Source organism: Paenibacillus antarcticus (assembly GCF_001637225.1).
GTDB classification, from domain to species: Bacteria; Bacillota; Bacilli; order Paenibacillales; family Paenibacillaceae; genus Paenibacillus_AQ; species Paenibacillus_AQ antarcticus.
Genome location: NZ_LVJI01000025.1, coordinates 39,027 through 60,899 on the forward strand (window position 1 = coordinate 39,027; position 21,873 = coordinate 60,899).

Consider the following 21,873-nt stretch of genomic DNA (forward strand, 5'->3'; position numbering starts at 1 on the left):
TTCTGACATTCTGGTTGAGGTAAGTACCAGAATGCTCAGAAGAGAGGGGGAATAGCATGAAATTGGTAAATTCAACGGATTGCATTTTGGACTTTTCGGGCATTTCTGTTGCCAGCTCGTGGAGTCAATTAAAGGAACAACGTATAGAATATCAGACTCACTTGCAACAACTGAGGCTTACGTTAACGTTCTTAGAGTGGATGACACAAGTCAACCTAATGCATGACTTAATTACGACGAAGGCCTTGGAGATCTGTGAGAGCGATATGTTGGAAGCGGGCTATGGTCCGCCTCCTGTTCCATATTCCTTTATCGTGTTCGGGAGTGCAGGACGTATGGAATCCACCTTGTGGAGCGATCAAGATAATGGGCTTATTATAAGTAATGAAACGAATGAGTTTAAAGATCGATACTTCGAAATTTTTGCAAATCTCCTTTGCGACCAATTGGCATATTTGGGATATGAGAAATGTTTGGGTAAGGTGATGTGCTCGGAACTACTCTGGAGAAAGACTTTGATGGAATGGGAATTGACATTAACTGAGTGGCAAAGCGACATGAGTTGGGAGCCGATTCGTTATCTAATTATTGCCGCAGATATGCGTCATATTGCTGGCGATCAAAGTTTGACTGTTGCGCTTAAAGACCTGTTCTATCGAGGATTTAAAGAAGTTCCAGAACTACAATATGCGATATTGCGTAATACAGTTAGGCATAAGGCAACATTAAATATTTTAGGGCAAGTTGTGACTGAGCGTTTTGGAGATCATGCAGGTGGTTTTGATATCAAATATGGGGTCTACATTCCATTAGTTAATTTTGTGAGGTTTATGGCGTTACAGTTAGATGTAAGAGAAACAACAACGAAGAAAAGGTTACAGAAGTTAATATCTTTGGATAGTGACAATGTATTGCTTGAAAGCTGCCAAGAGGCCTTTGACATGGCTATAAAGCTAAGGATGAGTACGCCTTGTACACTATCGGATGGATTGTTAATCAGTAGTAACTACATCTCGGAACAAGAGCTTAAGAATAAAACAATCATGCACGAACTTCGTGAAAGCCTAGGTGTCATTAGAAGAACTCATAGAGCATTACAACGGTTGCTGCGTTTTGCGGAGAGGAGAAAGATATGAAGGAGCCGGTAAGGGGTGTCAATGGATTGTGGAGCACGTTTCGGCAGGGAGGTATGCCGTCTGCGATAGCTTCTGTAATGGGAGCCCCTACCGCTCAGCATATGGCTTTTATTCGCTCACTCATGAGAGAGCAAAGAAGACCTGAGGTTCTTAGTATTCCGTTAACTAAACTTGAGACCGTTGTATTCGATCTTGAAACGACAGGTTTTGCTCATCAACACGGTGATGAAATTTTATCATTTGGTGCTGTCAGGATGGTGGGCGAGGAGATAGTATCAGAAGAACAGTTCTATTCACTGGTGAACTGCCGTAAGCTTGTTCCAGATCATATCACTGAATTAACAGGTATTACACAGGAGATGACTGATGAAGCTCCTACACTCATGAATGGTTTACATGACTTTATGTCATTTGTGGGGGGAAGGGTGCTAATAGCTCATGGTAGCGCTCACGACAAAGCGTTCTTGAATGCAGCTTTATGGAAAACATCAAAGATTAATTTAGGCCATCGTGTTATCGATACGATGATGATTGCGCGCTGGCTTGAACCACAACGTGGAGGGTATGGGCTTGATGAATTACTACTAGATCGTGATATTCCTATTAAAGGAAGACATCATGCATTAGAGGATGCTTTGATGACAGCTAAGCTGTGGAAATCGTTCTTAGATGATATTTCAAAGCGTAGGGTAGATACATTAGGTGATCTGTATGCTCATTTAAGTCACTGTTAATTGCGTTCGCAAAAGACGAAAGTTATCGTTGATCTCTGTCTTGGAATGGAATGAAGGATGGATAATGCGATAAGAATGGATGATGATGGAGTTGCTGCTCTCATTAGGTGAACAGATCAAATAAGCATCCAGTAATTGTCCGTATCCATTTAACTTGGTTAGATCATCTTGAGATGGTATAGGCTGCGAATGGGGATGGGAATGAACAATTCCTACGAGTCTCTCGGGATGTAAACAGAACTTGATCCATTCCTCAGGATGAAATGTGAAAGCATGCAGCGGGTCAGGCGCTACGTTACGGATGGGATGGAACTTCTCGATCTGTATGCTACCCGCTGCAGCAGTACCTAGTAGGACCCCGCATGATTCATGTGGAAGATGGAGAAGGGTATGCGTTGCAAGTTCACGAGCTGCGGCAGCATGTATTAACACTTCCTCATTCCTTACTAAAAGCTTGGTCATCGTGTCGTACCTCTCTCTCTAATTGGCTTCTGCGTTTATGCAGAAGTCCTTTTTTTTATTTTTATTTAGTCTTAGATGAATCGATTGTAAGTTATTAAAGAAAGAGGGTAGAATAAAAGGTAATAACTTAATGAAAAGGAAACGATCACTACATGAAACGTAACGTATATATTGTAATTGCCACATTAATTCTGATTGCGATAGCTATTTCTCAGAATAAAGGTTCGGGGGTTCAAACGGTATTTCAAATGAACAAACCCCTTCCTACAGAGACGGGTTCAGAAGCGGGATTGTTAGCTCCTCCATTCTCAATGGTTGGATTGGATGGGAAGACATATCATGTTGGTGGTAAGCAGGAGAAGGCTATCATTATGAATTTCTGGGCTTCTTGGTGTGATCCGTGTCAAGAAGAAGCTCCTGAATTAATTAAAATAGCTGATAAGTATCATAATGATCTTACCATCTATGGCATGAATGTAACTAAATATGATAATAAGAAAAATGCTGAGAAATTCATCGACAAATATAACATTAACTTTCCGGTAATTCTTGATTCAGAAGCGGCTGTATTTGATCAGTATAAAGGTGTTGTATTCCCAACGAATGTGTTAATTGATAAACATGGGGTTATTCAGGAAATTATCCTAGGGATAGTGTCGGAGAAAGAATTAGAGAAGAAAGTGAAAAAGTTAATTGAATCTTAAACAATAAAACCTCGATAGCCAACGTTATGGCTTCCGAGGTTTTATTATGTAGATTTAATGATTTATTAGACCATGTTGTTCATTAATATTAAGTTCTTTCTCATTCTGAGTGCTTTGACCTAAAAGAGCATACCGAATACTGTCGACTAATGCTTCCCAACTGGCTTCAATCACATTAGTAGAAACCCCGACGGTCGTCCATGTGCGTTCAACATTTTTGGACTCAATAAGTACACGTACTTTAGCGGCCGTTGCATCTTTCTCATCTAAGACACGAACCTTATAGTCAGATAGATGCATTTCCTTAAGGATTGGAAAGGACTGAGAAAGGGCTTTTCGAAGCGCATTATCGAGTGCGTTAACAGGTCCATTTCCTTCTGCTGCGGTATATACGCTTTCTCCATCAATCTTCAATTTAACAAAAGCTTCACAAATAACGGAATTGCTTGAGTTCTTCTCAATAAGCATTTTAAACGATTCGAAATTGAATAATTCAGTAATTTGACCATTAGCTTCGCGTAGTAACAGCTCTAATGAAGCATCAGCCGCTTCAAATTGATATCCTTGATGTTCTAGATCCTTTATCTTATCAATGACTTTGCGGGACTGTTCATTGCTAGGATCGAATGCTAGGCCCATCTCCTGCGCTTTGGACAGAATATTACTCTGACCGGCTAACTCTGACACAAGGATGCGCTGTTTATTACCTACAAGTTCTGGTTCGATATGTTCATAGGTTCGTGAATCCCTGAGGATTGCAGAGACATGGATTCCACCTTTATGAGCAAAGGCTGCGTTACCAACATAAGGTTGATTCACAGGCATGTGCACGTTTGCAATTTCACTTACATACCGAGCAGTGTTAGCCAGTTGAGCTAATGAAGCGGGCTCGATACAATCGTATCCCATCTTCAGTTGAAGGGTTGGAATGATGGAGCAAAGATTAGCATTCCCACATCGTTCTCCGTAACCATTGATTGTTCCTTGAACTTGACGTGCGCCTGCTTGTATAGCACTTAATGTATTCGCTACAGCAAGTTCACAGTCGTTATGGGTATGAATACTTAAATTGGCTTGAGGTAAATTAGAACTTAAAGTAGAGACGATATCATAGATTTCGTGTGGAAGGGTTCCGCCATTCGTATCACACATCGTCAGCCAATCTGCGCCAGCGTCTTTTGCTTTTCTTAGGACGGCAACGGCATATTCTGGGTTATTCTTGTAACCATCGAAGAAATGTTCTGCGTCAAACACAACTTCAAGTCCATTTTGTTTGAGAAATGAGATCGAATCGTATATCATGGCCAAGTTCTCATCTAGTGTTGTCTGCAACGCGGTATACACATGGAAGTCCCATGACTTACCTACAAGGGTCGCAGCTTGTGAGCCTGAGTCAATAATTGATTTTAGATTTGCGTCTTGTGAGGCCTCTGTATTCTTTCGACGTGTATTCCCAAATGCCGTGATCTTGGCATTAAGTCCTAGAGACTGAACCCTTTTGAAGAATTCAATATCTTTACTGTTACTTCCTGGAATACCACCTTCAATATATTGGACACCCAGATCGTCTAGTTTTTTGGCAATTTTTAATTTGTCATCGGCTGATAAACTGACCCCTTCACCTTGGGTGCCGTCTCGTAAAGTAGTATCGAATATAGAAATTGATGCAGACATGGTTGCCCTCCTTTGGAAGTCTATCTTAACGTGTTTTTTATAGTTCATAATTATATCACTTCTACACTGGAATGTAACAAAGAATTGAATATTTTGTAATGTACATCAATCTTGACCTATAGTTAGTCGGGGGTTATGCTGACACTTGAGTTCATTTATTTAGGTGAAGAAGGGGTTTTAGCGTGAGAACAATCGATGAATATTATCCAGCGAATGGCAGGGTTATACTTCATGTCGATATGAATGCTTTCTACTGCTCGGTACATGAAGCGGAAGAACCCAATAAATATCGTGGCAAGCCTACAGCCGTAGCGGGAAGTGTTGAACTTCGTAAAGGGATCATTGTGACTTGCTCCTATGCTGCTAGACGCTTAGGTATTTCTACAGGAATGCTTGTGAATCAAGCATTAAAGAAATGCCCTAACTTGATCGTAATACCACCCGATTTCACTGCCTATCGTAAATATTCTAATGCGTTTATGAAGATAGCCTACGAATACACACCTTGTATGGAAGCGACATCTATAGATGAATGTTATTTAGACATCACAGGCTCCAAACAGTTCGGTACCCCTCAGGAGATTGCTGCGATCATTCAGGAGAGAATATATATGGAGTTGTCTCTTCCGTGCTCTGTAGGTATTGCGCCGAATAAATTACTGGCGAAGATGGCATCAGATATGAATAAACCTAATGGGTTAACTGTACTTCGAATTCGAGATGTACCTAAGATTTTGTGGGATAAGCCGTGTGATCAATTATTTGGTATTGGAGGCAGAACAGCAGATAAGTTAAAGAAATTAAACATTCATACGATTGGGCAGTTAGCGAACAGTGAGGAAATGCTGCTGACACAAACATTTGGTGTGTTAGGTGTGTGGATGAAACAGGCAGCCAATGGATTGGATCAGTCTCCTGTGTTAGAAAATCGTGAGCAGAGTAAGTCCATAGGGCACACGACGACACTCCCATCAGATATTTATTTGAAAGAAGATGTTCACAGAGTTCTTTTAAATCTGAGCGATCAGGTGGCTCGTAGGTTGCGACGTAAACAAATGGTTGCGGGTGCGATCCAGATTACCATTCGAACACCTGATATGAAGACGATTACTCGAACGCATACACTTAGTGCACCAACAGAGAATACAGAGGATATTTATGCGAAAGCATGCCAATTATATAATGAACACTGGAGTTGGGATAAGTCTGTGAGATTATTGGGGGTGACGTTGCAACAACTTATGCCAAAAGAAGACTCAGCGATTCAATTAGATTTATTTAATTATGAGCAGCATCCTAAGAAAGAATCCTTAACCAAAGCCATGGATTTATTGCGCAATAAGTACGGAGAGAATGCAGTCCTGACAGCTGGAATGCTTGGGGATGATCCTTCTGTTTTAATTAAAAATCATAAAATTAGAGGGACGTCGTTACAGATGGATTTCAGGGATAAAGAAAATGAAAATTTGTCATAAATGTGAAAGTGATTTGAAATTATGTTTGAAATCAATTGAAAATTCATTTTTTTTGGTTTAATATTATGGCTAATGATCTTTTTACTTATAGACAGTAATGAATGAATGGGTATACAGGAGGAAGAGAGAAATATGGCTAAATATACATGGGTTGAGAAAGATACGTGCATTGCATGTGGTGCATGTGGTGCAACAGCGCCTGACATTTATGATTATGATGATGAGGGAATTGCTGAAGTCATCTATAAGAGTGATTGTAATCATGGTAATACAGAAATACCTGAAAGTTTGTATGACGATTTAGATGATGCAAGTGATGGTTGTCCTACAGATTCCATCAAGATTGCAGATGAACCTTTTAATAAAGAGGGATAATAATAGCTCTAACTAAATGTAGACATTCTGATTCGGTAAAATTCCGAGTGTGAGTGTCTATTTTTTTTGTCTATTTCTGCCGATATAAACAATAAAACAATATTTTGGAGGTCCAGATGAAGGATTTGTTATACCTCAAAAAATATGTAGAGTTACATTCTGATAATAAAATGGGATGGTACTTATTAGGTAAGGAATATGAAAAGAACGGCGAGGAAGGTAAGGCCAATTATTGTTTCAATCAATCAGGCGAGGTATATGAGGCTTTCGAACTGAGCAAAGCGCCAGATGATCTTTGGATGGAATACCAATATAGAGTATTGCAGGAATCACGTGATAAAGAGAGACGTTTGAACAAAATTCGTATTCTATTACTGGGATTAGTGATGATATTTCTAATTTTTACACCGATGAACAATATCCCAGGTCATCCTAGCGCATCTAATGTGGAAGAGCAGATGGTAACAAGTGTTAACGGACAGCAACCTGGGTTAGTACCTGATGTGAACGAAAAGAAGGTTGGGAAAGTAAGTCCAATATTTACTGCTCAAGCGTTAGGCTCTATTCAGGATAGGTCGCGTACGTTATCTTCGATGTTGAATCATCCTGTAACTTTACCAGTGAATTTGGTTGTGCTAGGCATGGGACGACAAGATAAATGGTTATTATGGAAGCACGGTATGCCGATTGCTTTTACTTTAAAGAAAAATGAAGATTCAGCAGTGACTTATCAATCATATAATCGGGATGAATGTGATTGTAAACCTCCAGAGGAGCCAAAGCTTAAGGAATCTGCAGAAGAGTGGATTAAGGAGCAAGAAGATTTGTTAGTTCTCTCTAGAGCTATTCGATCCTTCACACAACAAGAAGGTAGAGTACCCGTCAGTCTCAGTGAATTGGTTCAGCCTTTCCCTCGTAATGTCCTCTCTGGATCAACAGATAATATGAAACGTCATTTCAGAGAGCTTAGTGCAACATACGCTGAAGGTGGAGATGGGGAAGGATCTTCAACCCCAGTGCAGAATAAAGGTGATATATTACCAACAGCGGGATCAACATTAGCATCTGCTATAGGGGATGATGTCTATTTCAAAAATCCTATAGAAGTGATTGTTGACAAAAATAATCATCGGTTAGCTGTCGTTAGTGGCAATATTATGTTACGTAATTATAAAGTAGGATTAGGTGGAGCGAAGACACCAGAAGAAGAATTTGTTATATCGGACAAGGTTGTGAATCCAAATGGAAGTGCAACGGGGGAATTTGGTAGTCGGGGAATGCAGTTATCTGATAGCAGGTATGCTATTCATGGGACGGATGAACCCAATAGTATTGGACGTGATGAATCAAATGGTTGTGTCCGTATGTCGAAGGAAGATGTGGAAGAATTATTTGATCTCATTCCTATGGGGACGAAAGTACGAATTGTGAAAGGGGAGCTGCCTGATGCCATACTGGTTCCTAAAGATCGTTATCAAACGCAGCATAAACATGATCAGACGAACCCCCATAAAACGTACCATTGGCTCTAACTGTTAACAATAAGTAAGACGATCATGACGATTATAACCAGAGATACACTGATACCAACCCATAAGAGCGCTTTCTTGTTTACTTCCTGTTTGTTCTGATGAAGTGTCGGTGGTTTGCGTTTGGCTGTCATAAAGATCAACCCTCTCTCTATCATTTTCAGTGGCTATCCCAATTGTAATAGGTTTGTTTGTAAATTGCTATAGCGCTATTTTGGAGATATTGTGGAACATTAAAGGGTTGTATTACTTTCTTTTTAGTCCGTAAAAGGCTAAAATGAAGTACAGAGAAAAATGTGGATGGAGTTGAAGATAAACCTGTGTTATACAGAAATATTGCTAAGCCGTTATTATTTAAAATAGATGCAGAGAAGGCGCATCATCTAGTCGTTGGAGGATTACATACTGCGGGTGCCGTACCAGGTGCAGCTAAAGCTTTGCATAGTATATGGGGAGTGGAAGAAACTTCAGATTTAGCAGTTGATTTGTTCGGATTACATTTCCCTACGCCAGTTGGCCTTGCAGCAGGATTAGATAAGAATGCGGCAGCTGTAGAGGGGTTCTCATCGATAGGGTTTGGATTTATGGAAGTAGGAACTGTCACACCTATAGGACAACCTGGGAATGATCAACCGCGTCTGTTCAGACTTCCAACAGATGAAGCACTTATCAATCGCATGGGCTTCAATAATGAAGGTGCGGAAGCTATGGCTCGGAAGCTTTCTGGAAATCAAAGTCGACGAATTCCTGTGGCTATTAATATTGGGAAGAATAAAGTTACGCCAAACGAAGAAGCCTACATGGATTATCAGAAATGTATTCGTACGCTATACCCTTATGGTGATTTCTTTGTTGTAAACATTAGTTCACCGAATACGCCGGACTTGCGTAATCTGCAGTATGGTAATGAACTATCTTCTCTTCTTGGCTTTATCATGGAAGAAATGAAGGAACAGTCCATTAAGCATGGTTCTTCTAAGCATATATTGGTAAAGATCGCACCAGATGTGAGCGATATAGAACTCGAGTCTATGATAGATGTTCTTGAATCAAGTGGCGTATCAGGAGTCATTGCGACGAATACAACCTTATCTCGTGAAGGACTGAATCATCAAAACGCCAAGGAAAGTGGAGGACTGAGTGGCAAACCGCTTCGAAGTCGATCTACAGAAATTATATCTCGCATTTATAAACGGAGTCATGGCCGCCTACCGATTATCGGTTCAGGGGGAATTTTTACTGGTAAAGATGCCTATGAGAAAATTAAGGCGGGGGCAAGTCTGGTTGAAATTTATACTGCCCTTATCTTTGAAGGGCCGGATGTGAATCGGAAAATACATGCAGAGTTAAGAAAATGCCTACAGCAGGATGGATTCAAGCATATATCAGAAGCGGTAGGTGCAGATCATAACTGAAGGTGAACAGATAGGAGGCTCGGTGGAATATGGGGATAGACAACAGGGATTGGAGCATGTTTTTGCTCCCATATGAACAGTCAGTAGAAGAACTTAAAGTTAAGTTTAAAACGATGCGTTCTGAATTGAAGAAGCGTGAAGAATATGCTCCCATTGAGTTTGTAACAGGTAGAGTCAAGAAAATATCTAGCATTCTCAATAAGGCAAAGCGCCTAAATGTTCCTATGGACCAACTTGAGAGTGGGATCGAGGATATAGCGGGAATTCGGATCATGTGCCAATTCGTCGAAGATATACGGCGCGTAGCTGAATATATTCGTAATCGCAAAGATCTGAAAGTACTGTATGAGAAAGATTATATTACGAATTATAAGGAAAGTGGTTATCGTAGCTTTCATATGATTATTGAATATCCAGTACAAACCGCTCTTGGACAGAAAATTGTTCTAGCTGAAATTCAAATCCGTACATTAGCGATGAACTTCTGGGCTACCATTGAACATTCCCTTAGTTATAAATACCGTGAGAGCTTACCAGATAATATTCGCAAACGGTTGACGAAGGCAGGAGAAGCTGCATCTATATTGGATAACGAGATGTCGAGTATCCGTGAAGATATATTAGAAGCACAGATGCAATTTGAGGAAGATTCAAATGTTACAACACAGGTTCTTTCACTTATCCACCAGTTGTATTTCTATCATTTGGTTAATGAGGCTATTGGATTCCAAGATCGATTCAATGACATCTGGCAGAGACATGATATGGATGAGATGAAGTTGTTATTGGATGAGGTGAAGCAACTGATTACTTTAACAAAAAAAGGTCAGAATCCCGATGAAATATGAGAATTTATATCTTTCTTATCTCATCTATTTCAATCGAGATCAAGACTATTTCGAATGTCATGAGGTACTAGAAGAACTGTGGCTTCATAATAATCGCGATCCACTATATAAAGGACTGCTTCAGGTGGCAGTAGGGCTGTATCATTTCCGTAATAATAATGTAACAGGTGGTAGGAAGATGTTGCACAGTGCTGCAGATCAACTGGAGAAATACCCTGTGGACACGCTTGGTATTGAGATGGGTTCATTAGTAAGCCAAGTGCGCCTTTATGCTAAGAAATTAGAGCAATATGAGGAGTCTCCATTTCCGTATTACGACCTTACCATTATTATTGTTGATCCAGAACTGCAACTTGCGGTAGATTGTGTTGAAGGAACAATTATACCTAATATTCCGCAACGGCGGGGACCGGAGCCACCGGATCGTCCGAGGAATAGACAGTCACATGTGGATGAATAATCTTGGTTAGTGGACAATGTTACCTTTGGTATAATGTATGAAACAACCCGCTATGATACCTCATAGCGGGTTGCTCCGTAAATAGAAGTTATGTTTGAATTAATCTGTTTTGTAAGAAGAGGTAGAATAGCAGTTATAGTTATCAAGGAGGTGGATCACAATGAGTGGTGGAAAACGGACGACGCAAAGAATTGATAAAATTCTGGCTCATATAGGCTATGGTTCGAGAAATGATATAAAAATCATGGTGAAGCAAGGATTTATTAAGGTGAATAGCGTCATTGTGAAAGATAGAGGCTTGCACGTGGATCCTTATAAAGATTCTATTGAGGTAAATGGCGAGAGGGTTGAATACAAAGAGTTTATCTATCTTATGTTGCATAAGCCTCCTGGGGTAGTGTCCGCTACAGAAGATAAGCGAGAAGCTACTGTGTTAGACCTAATAGACTCTAAGGATTCTGTGTTTGAACTCTTTCCTGTGGGAAGACTAGATAAAGACACAGAGGGATTACTGTTGCTAACGAATGATGGGAAGCTTGCACACAGCCTTTTGTCTCCGCGAAGACATGTACCTAAGACCTATGAGGCACTTGTTGATGGGGATGTTGGGCCGGATGATGTTTTGCAGTTCGCTGCTGGAGTTACGCTCGATGATGGGTACAAGACGTTACCTGGCGAGTTAGTTGTGCATAGTCAGGAGCATGGAGATCGGGTGATTTCTAAGATTTCACTGACGATACATGAAGGGAAGTTTCATCAAGTCAAGCGGATGTTCGAGGCTGTTGGTAAAAAGGTGATCTATCTCAAACGTGTTCAGATGGGGCAACTCAATCTTGATCCTACACTAGAAATTGGAACATATCGAGAATTGACCCCAGAAGAGTTATCCTTGTTAGTGAAGGAATCATAATAGATAGATGTAGATAAATATAGAGATAGAAAAGGATGGATGGAGAAATGAAATACAAACTAATTGCACTGGACCTAGACGGTACACTTCTGAATGATGATCATGATATAAGTGAACAGACAATGGAGACGGTAAAGGAAGTATCTAAGCAAGGAGCAGAGATTATTGTATGTACAGGCCGTGGCCCTCAGAACTCCATTCCCTTTATGGAAAAGATGGGATTAATGGGATATGTTATCAGTCATAATGGCGCAGCCACTGCAAAGGTCGAGACAAGAGAAATTGTTCATCAATTCTCAATGGACTCAGGGGCTTTAACACCGTATATTGAATATTGTCGTGAGAAGGATATTCATTTTGACGTAAATACAGCGTTTGAAATGTTCGTTGAAAGTGTGGAGAATCTGAAAGTAGAGGTTCGTAGTATGTATGAGAACTTTTTGACTTTACCTTTTAATTTGCCAGCATGGACTGACTTAAAGGATCCTATCGTGAAATTTACGATGTTCGGTGAGTCGGCACAATTGGATGAGGCTTATAAGGAATTTAGCACATGGACATCTGATCTTAATATGCTTCGTAGTGGTGAATACTTCATTGACCTGATGGATAAAGAGGCTTCTAAAGGAAATGCACTTAAACAGTTTGCTATAAAACGAGGAATTCAACAGGAAGAGATTCTGGCTATAGGGAATTATCATAACGATATTACGATGCTTACCTATGCTGGTAAAGGTATCGCAATGGATAATTCTCCGATAGAAGTTAAAGCAGCTGCTGATGAAATAACGCTATCGAATAATGAAGATGGTGTGCATGTTGCTCTTCTTAAATATTGCCTTTCATAATAGAAATTGATAAATAAATCAGCCTTTAGACTACCCTTTCTGCATAACAAGCGGATTGAGGTAGTCTTATTTTGTTTAAATAACAAATAATATATCCTTGCACTTTGTTATTTATTAGTATAAAATTAAATTGTGCACAACCAATATAACGAGATAGGGGATATTAATAATGACAAAAACATTATTTACAACAACAGTAACAGTTGCTGGGGGAAGAGAAGGAGTAGCCGTTTCTGAGGATGGAAACTTTACAGTTGAAATTGCGATGCCTGGGACCCCTAGGGCAATAGAGATACCTGAAGCAACGAATCCGGAACAACTATTTGCAGCTGGATATGCGGCTTGTTTTGATAGTGCTTTACAATCCGTTGGTAAAGTTGAGAAAGTAAATTTTGATTCCAAAGTAACGGCTAGTGTCAGTCTATTGATGGGCGAGATGCATCAATATAGCATAGCTGTAAAGTTAGCTGTAAAGGGAACGGGGATAGATCAAGAGAAATTCGAAGCGTTGGTTCATAAAGCGCATGAAATGTGTCCTTATTCCAAAGCTACTCGTGGCAATATAGACGTATCCTTTGAAATCACTGTGGATTAATATGTTATGGCGTCATAGACATTAGATCAAACACAAAAACGCTTGAGACTTCTCAAGCGTTTTTGTGTTTTACTAGAACTCTTCTAAAGTTTTTAATAACTGTAGCAGTGAGGATTTTAGATCTTCAACTGCTTTTTTATCCTTACCAGACATATCCGCAATACGTTCAGGGATGAAGCAGGCCTCTACTTTTAGGCTAAGTCCTTTTTCAGTCAGCTGAATCATAACAGATCGTTCATCCTGAGTGGACCGGTTGCGTTCAATTAGACCGTTATGCTCCATTCGTTTTAACATCGGAGTCAGGGTTCCTGAGTCAAGAGAAAGCAGTTCTCCTAACTTTTTGACTGTGAGAATATCTTGTTCCCATAGTAGAAGTAGGACAAGATATTGAGGATAGGTTACATCCAGTTTATCAAGTAGTGGTTTGTACTTCTTTGTCATTTCCCTCGAACTTGCATAAAGAAGGAAGCATAATTGATCTTCTAGTACATGTTCTATCTTATTTTTCATCATATCACCAGCTAGTAGTAGTCCATGTGATAGGTAATACATATCACACTTCTCTTTAATATAATCTTTATACCCTATAAAATAAAGCATTATCCGTAATTGAGATCAAGAGGAGAGCTGTTTGGCTTCTTTTGTGGATGAAGATGTATAAAAAGGACTGACCTTATTCTTACCCGTTGTCTTGGAGCGATACATGGCTTGATCTGCCTGTGATACCAATTCTTCTGCTGTTACATTCTTTCTAAGACTACTATATCCAATGCTAATCGTCACGATGGTCTCGAGTTCGACACGTGTTCGCACACTTTCTGCTATCTGATTTACTTTCGCACGTTTGTCTACGATTGCTGCTACGAGTTCTTCTCCCCCGTACCTGCCTGTCAGGCCATAGCTAGATACTTCTTCCTCTAGAATGGCGGATACCTGTTGCAGCACTTGGTCTGCCTTACCATGTCCCTGTGTATCATTCAACTTCTTGAAATTATCGATATCACAAAAGATAACAGAGACCTTCAGACCTTGATCTACATATCGATTTATATTCTTCATGAAGAATCGACGGTTATAAAGATTAGTTAATCCATCCGTAATCGAGGAACGATAGATAGATTGCATCTGCTCTACAATTCGTTCAAACAATATAAAAAAGATGACGGTGTAATAGATCAGAGGCAGAAACATTCTCACCGTATTGAAAGCAGTACCACAATCGTCTGCATATCGATAAATGAGATTCATGATAACCCAAATTAGAATAATCAGAATGCCCAAATTATATTTACTTCGTTGGCCAATACGTGGAGATATCACACTGAAACCTATGATAATAATGATTCCTTGATAAAGGCTGAGATAGAGCAGTTGCCCTGAACTGATGTGAAATAACGATAAACCTGAAGAAAAGAAGGGAACAAAGAAAAGAAGGAACATAAATCCAAGAATGACATAGGCTTTCTTACTCATTTTTCTATAAAGGAGATAGACAGAGACATTTAAAATGAGAAAGGAAAAGACCTGCATTCTTGCCTGCCAAATCGATTGATCTTGATTGTCGTGTGAAAGGTTGAAATGGATGTTCATCCCTTCATATGTCATAATAAAGAGGAAGGCAAGTACCATATAAATGTATGCTTTCTTGCGTTGCTTGCTATACATAATGAGGCACATTACCGTCATAATGAGTACAATGTATAGACCGATTGCTGAGGCGATCCCCGATAGGATAGGGGAGGACCACGGTGAAGATGGCATCGTTATTCCTCGTTCCTGTAAGTGGCGTGTTTGCATAATACCATTTAAAGAGATTAAGCGTTTTCTATGTATTAGAAATTGAAACATATGTTCTAAATATACCATATATCCTCAAATTATGAATAGTTAAGGGCATAATAGAAAGAAGGAATACACAATGAAATTACTTCAAGCACTTTTTTTTCCACCAGAGCAACCAGGTGGTGTTTCATCCATGATTCCCTATATGCAAGAGCGATTCAGTTCTTCACGTTGGGAGATGGAATTGTTCTGGCTTCCTAGGAGACTACGAAATAAGGGACGGGAAGACATTGTATTCGATACGTTCGATTGGACTGTATATGCTGAGAGCGAAATTGTGCAGAAATATATTCAGACGTACAGAGATTATATCTGGTGGACTCGCATGCGGATTCAACAACCATATGAACTCATACACGCGCATCATCCGATTGCAGGACTAGCGCTAAAGCATGTGTTTCCAAATGTTCCTCTTATCCAAACGATTCACTCAAGTTATGAACGAGAGTTAATTCTCAATGGACGTATTGAAGAGAATGGACTTGAGCATCAATTTCTAGTGTCCTTGTATCGTGAATTAGAAATGAAGAGTGAGCGATTAATAACGGTATCTCAGTCTTTTGCGGGATATATTTCTTCTTTCGTGGATCAACCCGACCTTATTCACGTCATTCCAAATGGATTTGATGAGAAGCGATTCAAACCGGTTCCTCACGAGAATGAGGTACCCCAACTCGTATGCGTCTGTCGTTTGGTTCCTGCTAAAGGTTTAGATATTCTATTCAAAGCCTGTGCCGAACTTAAAAAACGAGGCTATGATTATGTGTTGCATATTATTGGGGATGGACCTTTCCGTAAAGAACTGGAAACACTAGCACAGGATCTAGGTATTTATAATGAAACGATATTTTATGGATATACCTTGCATCCAGAAGAATTTGTTCCTTTCTTTGATATATTCGTATTGCCTTCTAGAGCAGAGGCATTTGGTTCTGTATTTGCTGAGGCGGCACTAAGTTGCCTTGCGCTAGTTGGGACGGATGTGGGGGGGATTCCTGAGCAAATAGAGGATGGGATTAACGGCTTGCTAGTTCCTGTAGAAGATTATCTAGCACTAAGTGAAGCCTTGGAGAAACTCATTAGTGATCCCTCCTATCGCTATGAACTTGCCCGTTCAGCTTGGGAAAAAGCGAAAAGTCATTATTCATTGACTCATGTAGTTAACGAACTCAAGAAAATGTATTTACAATTTGACGGAAGAAAGAGTGAGTAATCATGATTCCTTTTCGGTTCATTCATACCGCTGATCTTCATCTAGACAGTAAATTCACTGGAATGAAGGGGTTGTCGGATACTTTACGCCAACATCTAAGGGATTCAACCTTTACAGCGTTACGTCATTTAATGACGCTGGCTATAGAGAAACAAGTGGATTTCATGGTAATTAGTGGCGATATATATGATGCAGCAGATAGCTCGTTGAGAGCGCATCTCTCGTTACAAGATGCATTTGAAGAACTGGGTAGGCACGGAATTCATATCTATCTTATTCATGGGAATCACGATCCTTTAGATGGTCCTCGTCTTCAAATTAAGAATGCAGAGCATGTACATGTGTTCGGTGCTGAAATTGAGAGTTATATAGCTCGACGTCGGGGTGACCAACAAGAGGTAGCGGTCATAAGTGGGATTTCTTATCCTACGTCTAAGGTTACAGAGAATACTGCTATGAAGTTTCAAAGAGATCCAGAGTCTCATTTGTTTCATATTGCAATTCATCATGCCAATGTGGATGGAGATCCCGGGCATGAGACTTATTCTCCTTGCACTCGAAAGCAGCTAGAAGCATCGGGTTATGATTATTGGGCGTTAGGTCATATTCATCAACGTAGGGTCATACAGGAATCTCCACATATTGTATACGCAGGTAACATTCAAGGAAGAAGTGTGAAGGAGACCGGTCCTAAGGGTTGCTATGTTGTAGACGTGTTGGAAGATTCTTCGCTTCATATGAACTTTCATGAATTAGACAGCGTTCGTTGGTTTCGCGAAGAAATATCGATTGAAGGTATTCACAATGAAGATGAATGGAGAATCCGAGTTGAGGATAAGGTCGATGCTATTCGACGACTTCGCCCTGAAGAGATGAGTATCGTTCGCTGGATAATGACAGGTCGTAGTTCGTTACATCGTGAATTAGAAAAGGGACATGTAGTAAGCGAACTAGAGCAGGAACTTCGACGTAGAGAACTAGCGAGAGCAGAGAGTGGGCATTTCGGAGGATTAGTCTGGAGCGAAAGTATTTCTCTCCAATCAGGGATTGAAATCGATCGAAATGACATGATGCGAGAAGATAGTTTCTTAGGCGAAATGATCCGTCTTGAGGTTCAAGCGGAGCAAGATGATGCATTAGCTAAAGAATTAGTGGAGAAAGCTTTGGCTCCATTAATGAGCAACAGAGAGATCAGACGAATTATAGGCGAGTATAGTGAACAAGAGAGACAGGAGTGGCTATACCGCGCCGGAGAACTTGGCGCAGTGTTACTACTCGATAAGGCTGCTGATGGAGGCAGAAATTGATGAGAATTGAAAGACTTCAGATTCATGGTTTTGGACGCATGAAGGAACAGGATATTACGATAAAGTCAGGAATTACAGTATTCATGGGGCCGAACGAGGCAGGTAAAAGTACGCTTATGCAATTTGTAAGAGCAATGCTATTCGGAATTCCTAGTCGTACATATCCTACAGAAAGATATGAGCCCCTTGCTGGTGGAGTTCATGGTGGTGTTCTGAATGTAATAGATGAGGATGGGGCGAGATGGACTGTTTCACGGTTTGCAACATCTGGAGATGCAAGTACGGGATCTGGAACCCGATTGGAGAAACTTACTATTGTCAAGACAGATGAACATGGACAAGTTCGTAACTTTACCCAACAGGATATGGAACGTGAGCTGTTGGGAGGTATGTCCCGGGAAATATTCAACCAGCTATTTGCGATTTCGCTGAGTGAACTTCAGGAAATACGTACACTGCAATCCGATGAGATGAGTAGCTATTTATTCCATGCGGGGATAGGTGGTGGCGGTGAAATTATTCAGGCAGAACGAAAGCTTGTTCAGGATATGGAGAAAATTTATAAACCGAAGGGCCGTGTGCAAGAAATAGCGAAAGTATTACAATCTATGGAGCAACTTGAGAGAGACATTGTGGAAAGTCGCTCTTTCCTTCAAAGATATAATGTGAATGTAATAACGCTAAATGAAACGGTTCAGATACTTCATCAAGAAGAGAAAGCTCGCCATAAGCAATCGTTAAAGCTACAATTGCTAAAAAAAGCTAAGGAAATCAGACCGATGTGGTTAAAGTGGAGCGAAGCAATGATGGAACATGCTTCTTATCCGTTGGTTTCTTCGTTTCCTGAGGACGGAGTGCGAAGATGGGAGTCACTTGAAGGAGAAGAGAAAGCAGCCTCACTAAGACACACTCAATTGCTCCGAATTCAAGAAGAACTACATACTCAATTGGATAACTTGCCGAGAGATGAGCAACTGGAGGAACAAGGTAGTGTTATAGAGCGGTTAAGCAATCGTCGAGAATCGTACGAAGTTAGAAAGAGAGATTGGGGGGAGACGAAAGCTGAAGCAACTTCATTGGATAAGCGGTTAACTCATATTTTGCGTCAGATTAATCCGGCTTGGAGCAGGAATGAACTTCAGAAGTTCTCTACTTCAGTTGGTGAACGTGAATCTGTCCGACGATATGCTGTAGGTTTCGCCTCCTATGACCGCAGAATAGAAAGTCTGGGACAAGAGACACAACAGCTACGACGACAGGTAGATTTAGCAGAGGACGATTATCGTAAAGCTAGACAAATCACCAAGGAAGAGGAAGATACTGGGCGTAGCCGATTTGCTATGATGGTACCTCATAGCCCACAAGAAATGGCTACGTTGTGGAATGAACTTCAAGGAGCGGTTGAACGGTGGCGTGAGAATCGAATACTAAGGCTGTCAGCGAGTGGACAAGTAGATAATGAAGTAGATATAAAGCGTCGTATGAAGAATATGTATCTTAATCTTTTGTGGGGAAGTGGGATCTTAACGATCGTCACGCCTATTCTTGTCTTGTGGAGTATGGGTTCCATGAAGGCAACTGTTTCCATAGGGTCTCTATTGCTAATAGTGGATGTCATTCTATTGTGGAATGTGGTTATGAAGTCGTCACCTCCACAAGTTAAGCGCTCTGAATTAAGTCATATTACCGATGAAGCTACCGAACTTGAACGTATTACTAAGCTGATGTCTTTACTTATTACAGATCCCTTGAATGCCGCAGGAAGTGAGGGTTATAAGAGGAATTCTGTAGATGCAGGAGTGTTAGAATCCAGCATACGTGAATTACGTAAAATGATGGATGTATGGCAATCATGGCAACAAAAGTTGGATAAATTGTATGCAGAACAGAAGGTTTGCCAAGAACGTGTTCATGTTCTTTCTCGTGAACTGTCAAGGCTTGGAGAAAGTATTGCAAAGGAAGAACGTACCTTTGAAGAGCTAGAGGAAAGCTGGGGTAACTGGTTACAAGATCGCGAGTTAAATGACCAACTCTCACCGGAAGCCGTACTTGATATGTTTGGACTTGCGGAGCAAGGGTTAGAGAATATTGATAACCTGGACAACCTACGCCGCAAAGAGTATCAGTTGGAACAGGACTGTCTTGATTATGAACACGATATTTCTAGTCTGTTACCTACGGGAGTAGAGAATAAGGACTTGTCTCCAGGGGCATGGATTGAATTGAAGAAGAAGGAATGGATCGACTACCAGGAAGTTCTCCGTAAACGAGATGGATTATTATCTAGATTAGAGGCAGTCCATGAAGATGCCAAGCTTATTACGGATGATCTGCAGCGTATCTCTGCTCTCATGCAAGAACTGATGATGGAGGGAGAGGCGAATAGTAGAGAAGATTTCTTGCGATCTGGGAGAATATACAGTCGACGCCAAGAATTATCGGGTACCATTCGCCAATTTGGAATTGTTATGTTTAGTGGCTCAGATGAACGACGTAAAGAAGAAATCCTGCATGTGTTGAATATGCAAGATGAGATGGAATTAGAATTGGCATGCAACAACGATGAGTTGATAATGAATGAGATTGAAATACGTTGGAACGAATTACAACAGCAGCATGGAAGGTTGTTACAAGAGAAAGATCAATTAGAGTTGTTATGCCTTCATGATACTGCACTTCAGCAACTAGAAGAACAGAAAGCAGCATTGAAAGAGATGACTTCGAACTATGCAGTGATGTCTATATGTGCGGAACTCATCTCTAGAACTCGGCGTGTTTATGAAGAGGAGAAACAACCTCAAGTTTTGAAGATGGCATCCATATATTTCGAACGTTTAACCAATGGTGCATATACTCGAATTGTGATGAAATTAGGTGCGAAGGAGTTACTTGCTGAACATCGTAATTCAGGTCTGATCGATAGTGGCAAATTAAGTCGTGGGACAGCTGAACAAATGTATTTAGCCATGAGATTTGCGTTAGCCAATACGATGAATACAACAACGGCGATCCCTTTACTATTTGACGATATCTTCGTGAATTTCGACGAGGAACGAATGATTTCAGCATTATCCTTACTTCAAGAGATATCCTTAAATCGTCAAATTATTATGATGACGTGTCATCCCTATGTGGTCAAGCATATTCAGAGTATTGATCCTACTGTAAATGTTATTTCTTTACAACCATCAGTTTGACGACCCATAGTAAACTCAGAAAACCGAATAATGGATATAGAATAGATAACAAATTACTGAAGCCGAATTGACTGAATAGAAAGCATAACATCATGACGACAATAGCGATTAATTTGGGAGAATAATTGAAATGTTGTTGCAGCTGCAAGGTTACACCATATACATCGGCGACAAATGTGGTGAATATTTCCAAGAAAATGAGTATTACGTAGATCATTTGTACAACAACGCCCAATTGAAAAGCGATGCTTCCCATGGGGATTTCATATTGCATAATGCCAGGCATATTCGCGGACATCGCAAAATGTGCGGCCATTAACATAAAGCCTACACCTATCCCCCCGAGTATGCCTCCCCATTTAATGGCTGAGATACTCTCTGTATGGCTACCAAGAGGGACAAGCACGGCTTGAGCCATAACAAGATTGAAAGCCGTATATAGAATGGGTGATAGCCATGCCATGGTTAGGTTACGGTCTGTAGTTAAGGTTAGAAAGCTATTTGCATTGGGCATTTGCCATGTATTTGAGATAATGAGTAGGGAAAGAGTCAACATCATAGGTACTACAATACTATTCATGTACATAATGGAGTTCATGCCTCGATTGAGTAAAAAATACGATGCAACAACAGTTAGGATAAGACCTGTCTGGTAATGTAGATTGAGGTGTTGGACAAATACGGAACCAGCGCCTGCTAACATGATACTATTTACTCCGATGAGAATGAAAAGCATGATAATGCTGATGTATCCGCCTGACTTATGTCCAAATAGATGTTTGTTGAGATCCTCATATGATTTCGCATGAATTTTTCGAGAAATGATCATCATTTTCGTACCCAACCAAATAAAAAGGACAGTTGAGAGGATAATGGTGAACGTAGCCCATTTGCCATATTGGGTGAAGAACTGGAGAATTTCCTGTCCAGTGGCAAATCCTGCGCCAACAACGGTACCTATGTAAGTGAATGCAATTTGCATAATCCGGACAGCGTTTTTCATCCTTTTCCTCCTTGAACGTAGACTTCCATTAGTACAAGGTATGTTGAAAATGAGAAGGACATGACTGTAACATGTCCAAATAGCTTGATGTATAGGCTTGAAATATGGTACTTTAACGTCAAAGGATTGGCTTGGGAGGGCAAATG

The 21,873-nt window shown here is 40.4% G+C and carries 21 protein-coding genes; 15 read left to right on the plus strand and 6 right to left on the minus strand.

All coding sequences use genetic code 11. The features are described from left to right. Positions 1-56: 56 nt before the first annotated feature. Together PBAT_RS17460 and PBAT_RS17465 are read left to right on the plus strand one after the other, a co-directional pair. A complete protein-coding gene (locus PBAT_RS17460) occupies positions 57-1,136 on the plus strand; it encodes a DUF294 nucleotidyltransferase-like domain-containing protein (protein WP_068651313.1) in 1,080 nt (359 codons plus the stop codon). Next, complete coding sequence (locus tag PBAT_RS17465) at positions 1,133-1,870, plus strand: exonuclease domain-containing protein (protein ID WP_068651315.1); 738 nt, start codon at positions 1,133-1,135, stop codon at positions 1,868-1,870. The genes PBAT_RS17460 and PBAT_RS17465 overlap by 4 nt, the downstream gene beginning before the upstream one ends. Here the strand turns inward: PBAT_RS17465 and PBAT_RS17470 are convergent. After that, positions 1,856-2,332 carry a M67 family metallopeptidase gene (locus tag PBAT_RS17470; RefSeq protein WP_068651317.1) on the minus strand — a complete coding sequence of 159 codons (477 nt, stop codon included), beginning with the start codon at positions 2,330-2,332 and terminating at the stop codon, positions 1,856-1,858. The genes PBAT_RS17465 and PBAT_RS17470 overlap by 15 nt on opposite strands. A gap of 152 nt (positions 2,333-2,484) precedes the next feature. Here PBAT_RS17470 and PBAT_RS17475 point away from each other — a divergent pair, with 152 nt between their 5' ends. Then, on the plus strand, positions 2,485-3,036 hold the full coding sequence (locus tag PBAT_RS17475) for a TlpA disulfide reductase family protein (RefSeq protein WP_068651319.1): 552 nt from the start codon (positions 2,485-2,487) through the stop codon (positions 3,034-3,036). A 54-nt stretch (positions 3,037-3,090) separates the two neighbouring features. On the opposite strand, the gene cimA is transcribed toward PBAT_RS17475, so the two are convergent. After that, positions 3,091-4,710: a citramalate synthase gene (cimA, locus tag PBAT_RS17480; RefSeq protein ID WP_068651321.1), complete on the minus strand. Its 1,620-nt coding sequence runs from the start codon at positions 4,708-4,710 to the stop codon at positions 3,091-3,093. 182 nt (positions 4,711-4,892) lie between these two features. Here cimA and PBAT_RS17485 point away from each other — a divergent pair, with 182 nt between their 5' ends. The 3 genes from PBAT_RS17485 to PBAT_RS17495 all read left to right on the plus strand — a co-directional run bounded on the left by PBAT_RS17485 (position 4,893) and on the right by PBAT_RS17495 (position 8,092). Next, positions 4,893-6,185 (plus strand): DNA polymerase IV, encoded by a 1,293-nt coding sequence (locus PBAT_RS17485; RefSeq protein WP_068651323.1) that lies wholly within the window; start codon positions 4,893-4,895, stop codon positions 6,183-6,185. A 132-nt stretch (positions 6,186-6,317) separates the two neighbouring features. Further along, positions 6,318-6,560 (plus strand): ferredoxin, encoded by a 243-nt coding sequence (locus tag PBAT_RS17490; protein ID WP_068651325.1) that lies wholly within the window; start codon positions 6,318-6,320, stop codon positions 6,558-6,560. Positions 6,561-6,676: 116 nt separating this feature from the next. Then, complete coding sequence (locus tag PBAT_RS17495; protein ID WP_068651327.1) at positions 6,677-8,092, plus strand: L,D-transpeptidase; 1,416 nt, start codon at positions 6,677-6,679, stop codon at positions 8,090-8,092. Here PBAT_RS17495 and PBAT_RS26245 read toward each other — a convergent pair. Next, positions 8,089-8,223 (minus strand): hypothetical protein, encoded by a 135-nt coding sequence (locus PBAT_RS26245; protein ID WP_276326589.1) that lies wholly within the window; start codon positions 8,221-8,223, stop codon positions 8,089-8,091. The two genes, PBAT_RS17495 and PBAT_RS26245, sit on opposite strands and share 4 nt — an antisense overlap. A gap of 186 nt (positions 8,224-8,409) precedes the next feature. On the opposite strand from PBAT_RS26245, the gene PBAT_RS17500 reads away from it, so the two are divergent. The 6 genes from PBAT_RS17500 to PBAT_RS17525 all read left to right on the plus strand — a co-directional run bounded on the left by PBAT_RS17500 (position 8,410) and on the right by PBAT_RS17525 (position 13,165). Then, on the plus strand, positions 8,410-9,504 hold the full coding sequence (locus PBAT_RS17500) for a quinone-dependent dihydroorotate dehydrogenase (protein WP_068651403.1): 1,095 nt from the start codon (positions 8,410-8,412) through the stop codon (positions 9,502-9,504). A gap of 35 nt (positions 9,505-9,539) precedes the next feature. Then, a complete protein-coding gene (gene yjbM / locus PBAT_RS17505) occupies positions 9,540-10,352 on the plus strand; it encodes a GTP diphosphokinase (RefSeq protein WP_068651405.1) in 813 nt (270 codons plus the stop codon). Next, on the plus strand, positions 10,342-10,812 hold the full coding sequence (locus tag PBAT_RS17510; protein ID WP_068651329.1) for a DUF309 domain-containing protein: 471 nt from the start codon (positions 10,342-10,344) through the stop codon (positions 10,810-10,812). The genes yjbM and PBAT_RS17510 overlap by 11 nt, the downstream gene beginning before the upstream one ends. A gap of 160 nt (positions 10,813-10,972) precedes the next feature. Further along, positions 10,973-11,722, plus strand: coding sequence for a pseudouridine synthase (locus tag PBAT_RS17515; RefSeq protein WP_068651331.1), 750 nt, complete (start codon positions 10,973-10,975; stop codon positions 11,720-11,722). A 47-nt stretch (positions 11,723-11,769) separates the two neighbouring features. Beyond that, on the plus strand, positions 11,770-12,570 hold the full coding sequence (locus PBAT_RS17520; protein ID WP_068651407.1) for a Cof-type HAD-IIB family hydrolase: 801 nt from the start codon (positions 11,770-11,772) through the stop codon (positions 12,568-12,570). Between the two features lie 169 nt (positions 12,571-12,739). Then, a complete protein-coding gene (locus PBAT_RS17525; protein WP_068651333.1) occupies positions 12,740-13,165 on the plus strand; it encodes an Ohr family peroxiredoxin in 426 nt (141 codons plus the stop codon). A gap of 72 nt (positions 13,166-13,237) precedes the next feature. Here PBAT_RS17525 and PBAT_RS17530 read toward each other — a convergent pair whose 3' ends face one another. Both PBAT_RS17530 and PBAT_RS17535 read right to left on the minus strand, forming a co-directional pair. Then, on the minus strand, positions 13,238-13,675 hold the full coding sequence (locus PBAT_RS17530; RefSeq protein WP_068651409.1) for a MarR family winged helix-turn-helix transcriptional regulator: 438 nt from the start codon (positions 13,673-13,675) through the stop codon (positions 13,238-13,240). A 105-nt stretch (positions 13,676-13,780) separates the two neighbouring features. Then, positions 13,781-14,926: a GGDEF domain-containing protein gene (locus tag PBAT_RS17535; RefSeq protein ID WP_149466304.1), complete on the minus strand. Its 1,146-nt coding sequence runs from the start codon at positions 14,924-14,926 to the stop codon at positions 13,781-13,783. Positions 14,927-15,083: 157 nt separating this feature from the next. On the opposite strand from PBAT_RS17535, the gene PBAT_RS17540 reads away from it, so the two are divergent. Genes PBAT_RS17540 through PBAT_RS17550 form a run of 3 tightly spaced genes read left to right on the plus strand, consistent with a single transcriptional unit; the run spans position 15,084 to position 20,724 of the window. Beyond that, the gene (locus PBAT_RS17540) at positions 15,084-16,220 is read left to right on the plus strand and encodes a glycosyltransferase family 4 protein (RefSeq protein ID WP_068651335.1); all 1,137 of its coding nucleotides are present in this window, start codon (positions 15,084-15,086) and stop codon (positions 16,218-16,220) included. A gap of 2 nt (positions 16,221-16,222) precedes the next feature. Further along, complete coding sequence (locus tag PBAT_RS17545) at positions 16,223-17,527, plus strand: metallophosphoesterase family protein (protein WP_068651337.1); 1,305 nt, start codon at positions 16,223-16,225, stop codon at positions 17,525-17,527. Continuing rightward, positions 17,527-20,724, plus strand: a complete 3,198-nt coding sequence (locus PBAT_RS17550; RefSeq protein ID WP_068651339.1) for an AAA family ATPase — start codon at positions 17,527-17,529, stop codon at positions 20,722-20,724. Before PBAT_RS17545 ends, PBAT_RS17550 begins: the two co-directional genes overlap by 1 nt. Here PBAT_RS17550 and PBAT_RS17555 read toward each other — a convergent pair. Next, positions 20,699-21,727, minus strand: a complete 1,029-nt coding sequence (locus PBAT_RS17555; protein WP_068651341.1) for a YkvI family membrane protein — start codon at positions 21,725-21,727, stop codon at positions 20,699-20,701. The genes PBAT_RS17550 and PBAT_RS17555 overlap by 26 nt on opposite strands. Positions 21,728-21,873: the final 146 nt, after the last annotated feature.

What these genes read in the sequence shown, in the direction of transcription:
- PBAT_RS17460 (WP_068651313.1), top strand. Translation starts at nt 57, where the DNA reads ATGAAATTGGTAAATTCAACGGATTGCATTTTGGACTTTTCGGGCATT.
- PBAT_RS17465 (WP_068651315.1), top strand. Translation starts at nt 1,133, where the DNA reads ATGAAGGAGCCGGTAAGGGGTGTCAATGGATTGTGGAGCACGTTTCGG.
- PBAT_RS17470 (WP_068651317.1), bottom strand. Translation starts at nt 2,332, where the DNA reads ATGACCAAGCTTTTAGTAAGGAATGAGGAAGTGTTAATACATGCTGCC.
- PBAT_RS17475 (WP_068651319.1), top strand. Translation starts at nt 2,485, where the DNA reads ATGAAACGTAACGTATATATTGTAATTGCCACATTAATTCTGATTGCG.
- cimA (WP_068651321.1), bottom strand. Translation starts at nt 4,710, where the DNA reads ATGTCTGCATCAATTTCTATATTCGATACTACTTTACGAGACGGCACC.
- PBAT_RS17490 (WP_068651325.1), top strand. Translation starts at nt 6,318, where the DNA reads ATGGCTAAATATACATGGGTTGAGAAAGATACGTGCATTGCATGTGGT.
- PBAT_RS17495 (WP_068651327.1), top strand. Translation starts at nt 6,677, where the DNA reads ATGAAGGATTTGTTATACCTCAAAAAATATGTAGAGTTACATTCTGAT.
- PBAT_RS26245 (WP_276326589.1), bottom strand. Translation starts at nt 8,223, where the DNA reads ATGACAGCCAAACGCAAACCACCGACACTTCATCAGAACAAACAGGAA.
- PBAT_RS17510 (WP_068651329.1), top strand. Translation starts at nt 10,342, where the DNA reads ATGAAATATGAGAATTTATATCTTTCTTATCTCATCTATTTCAATCGA.
- PBAT_RS17515 (WP_068651331.1), top strand. Translation starts at nt 10,973, where the DNA reads ATGAGTGGTGGAAAACGGACGACGCAAAGAATTGATAAAATTCTGGCT.
- PBAT_RS17520 (WP_068651407.1), top strand. Translation starts at nt 11,770, where the DNA reads ATGAAATACAAACTAATTGCACTGGACCTAGACGGTACACTTCTGAAT.
- PBAT_RS17525 (WP_068651333.1), top strand. Translation starts at nt 12,740, where the DNA reads ATGACAAAAACATTATTTACAACAACAGTAACAGTTGCTGGGGGAAGA.
- PBAT_RS17530 (WP_068651409.1), bottom strand. Translation starts at nt 13,675, where the DNA reads ATGAAAAATAAGATAGAACATGTACTAGAAGATCAATTATGCTTCCTT.
- PBAT_RS17535 (WP_149466304.1), bottom strand. Translation starts at nt 14,926, where the DNA reads ATGCCATCTTCACCGTGGTCCTCCCCTATCCTATCGGGGATCGCCTCA.
- PBAT_RS17540 (WP_068651335.1), top strand. Translation starts at nt 15,084, where the DNA reads ATGAAATTACTTCAAGCACTTTTTTTTCCACCAGAGCAACCAGGTGGT.
- PBAT_RS17545 (WP_068651337.1), top strand. Translation starts at nt 16,223, where the DNA reads ATGATTCCTTTTCGGTTCATTCATACCGCTGATCTTCATCTAGACAGT.
- PBAT_RS17550 (WP_068651339.1), top strand. Translation starts at nt 17,527, where the DNA reads ATGAGAATTGAAAGACTTCAGATTCATGGTTTTGGACGCATGAAGGAA.
- PBAT_RS17555 (WP_068651341.1), bottom strand. Translation starts at nt 21,727, where the DNA reads ATGAAAAACGCTGTCCGGATTATGCAAATTGCATTCACTTACATAGGT.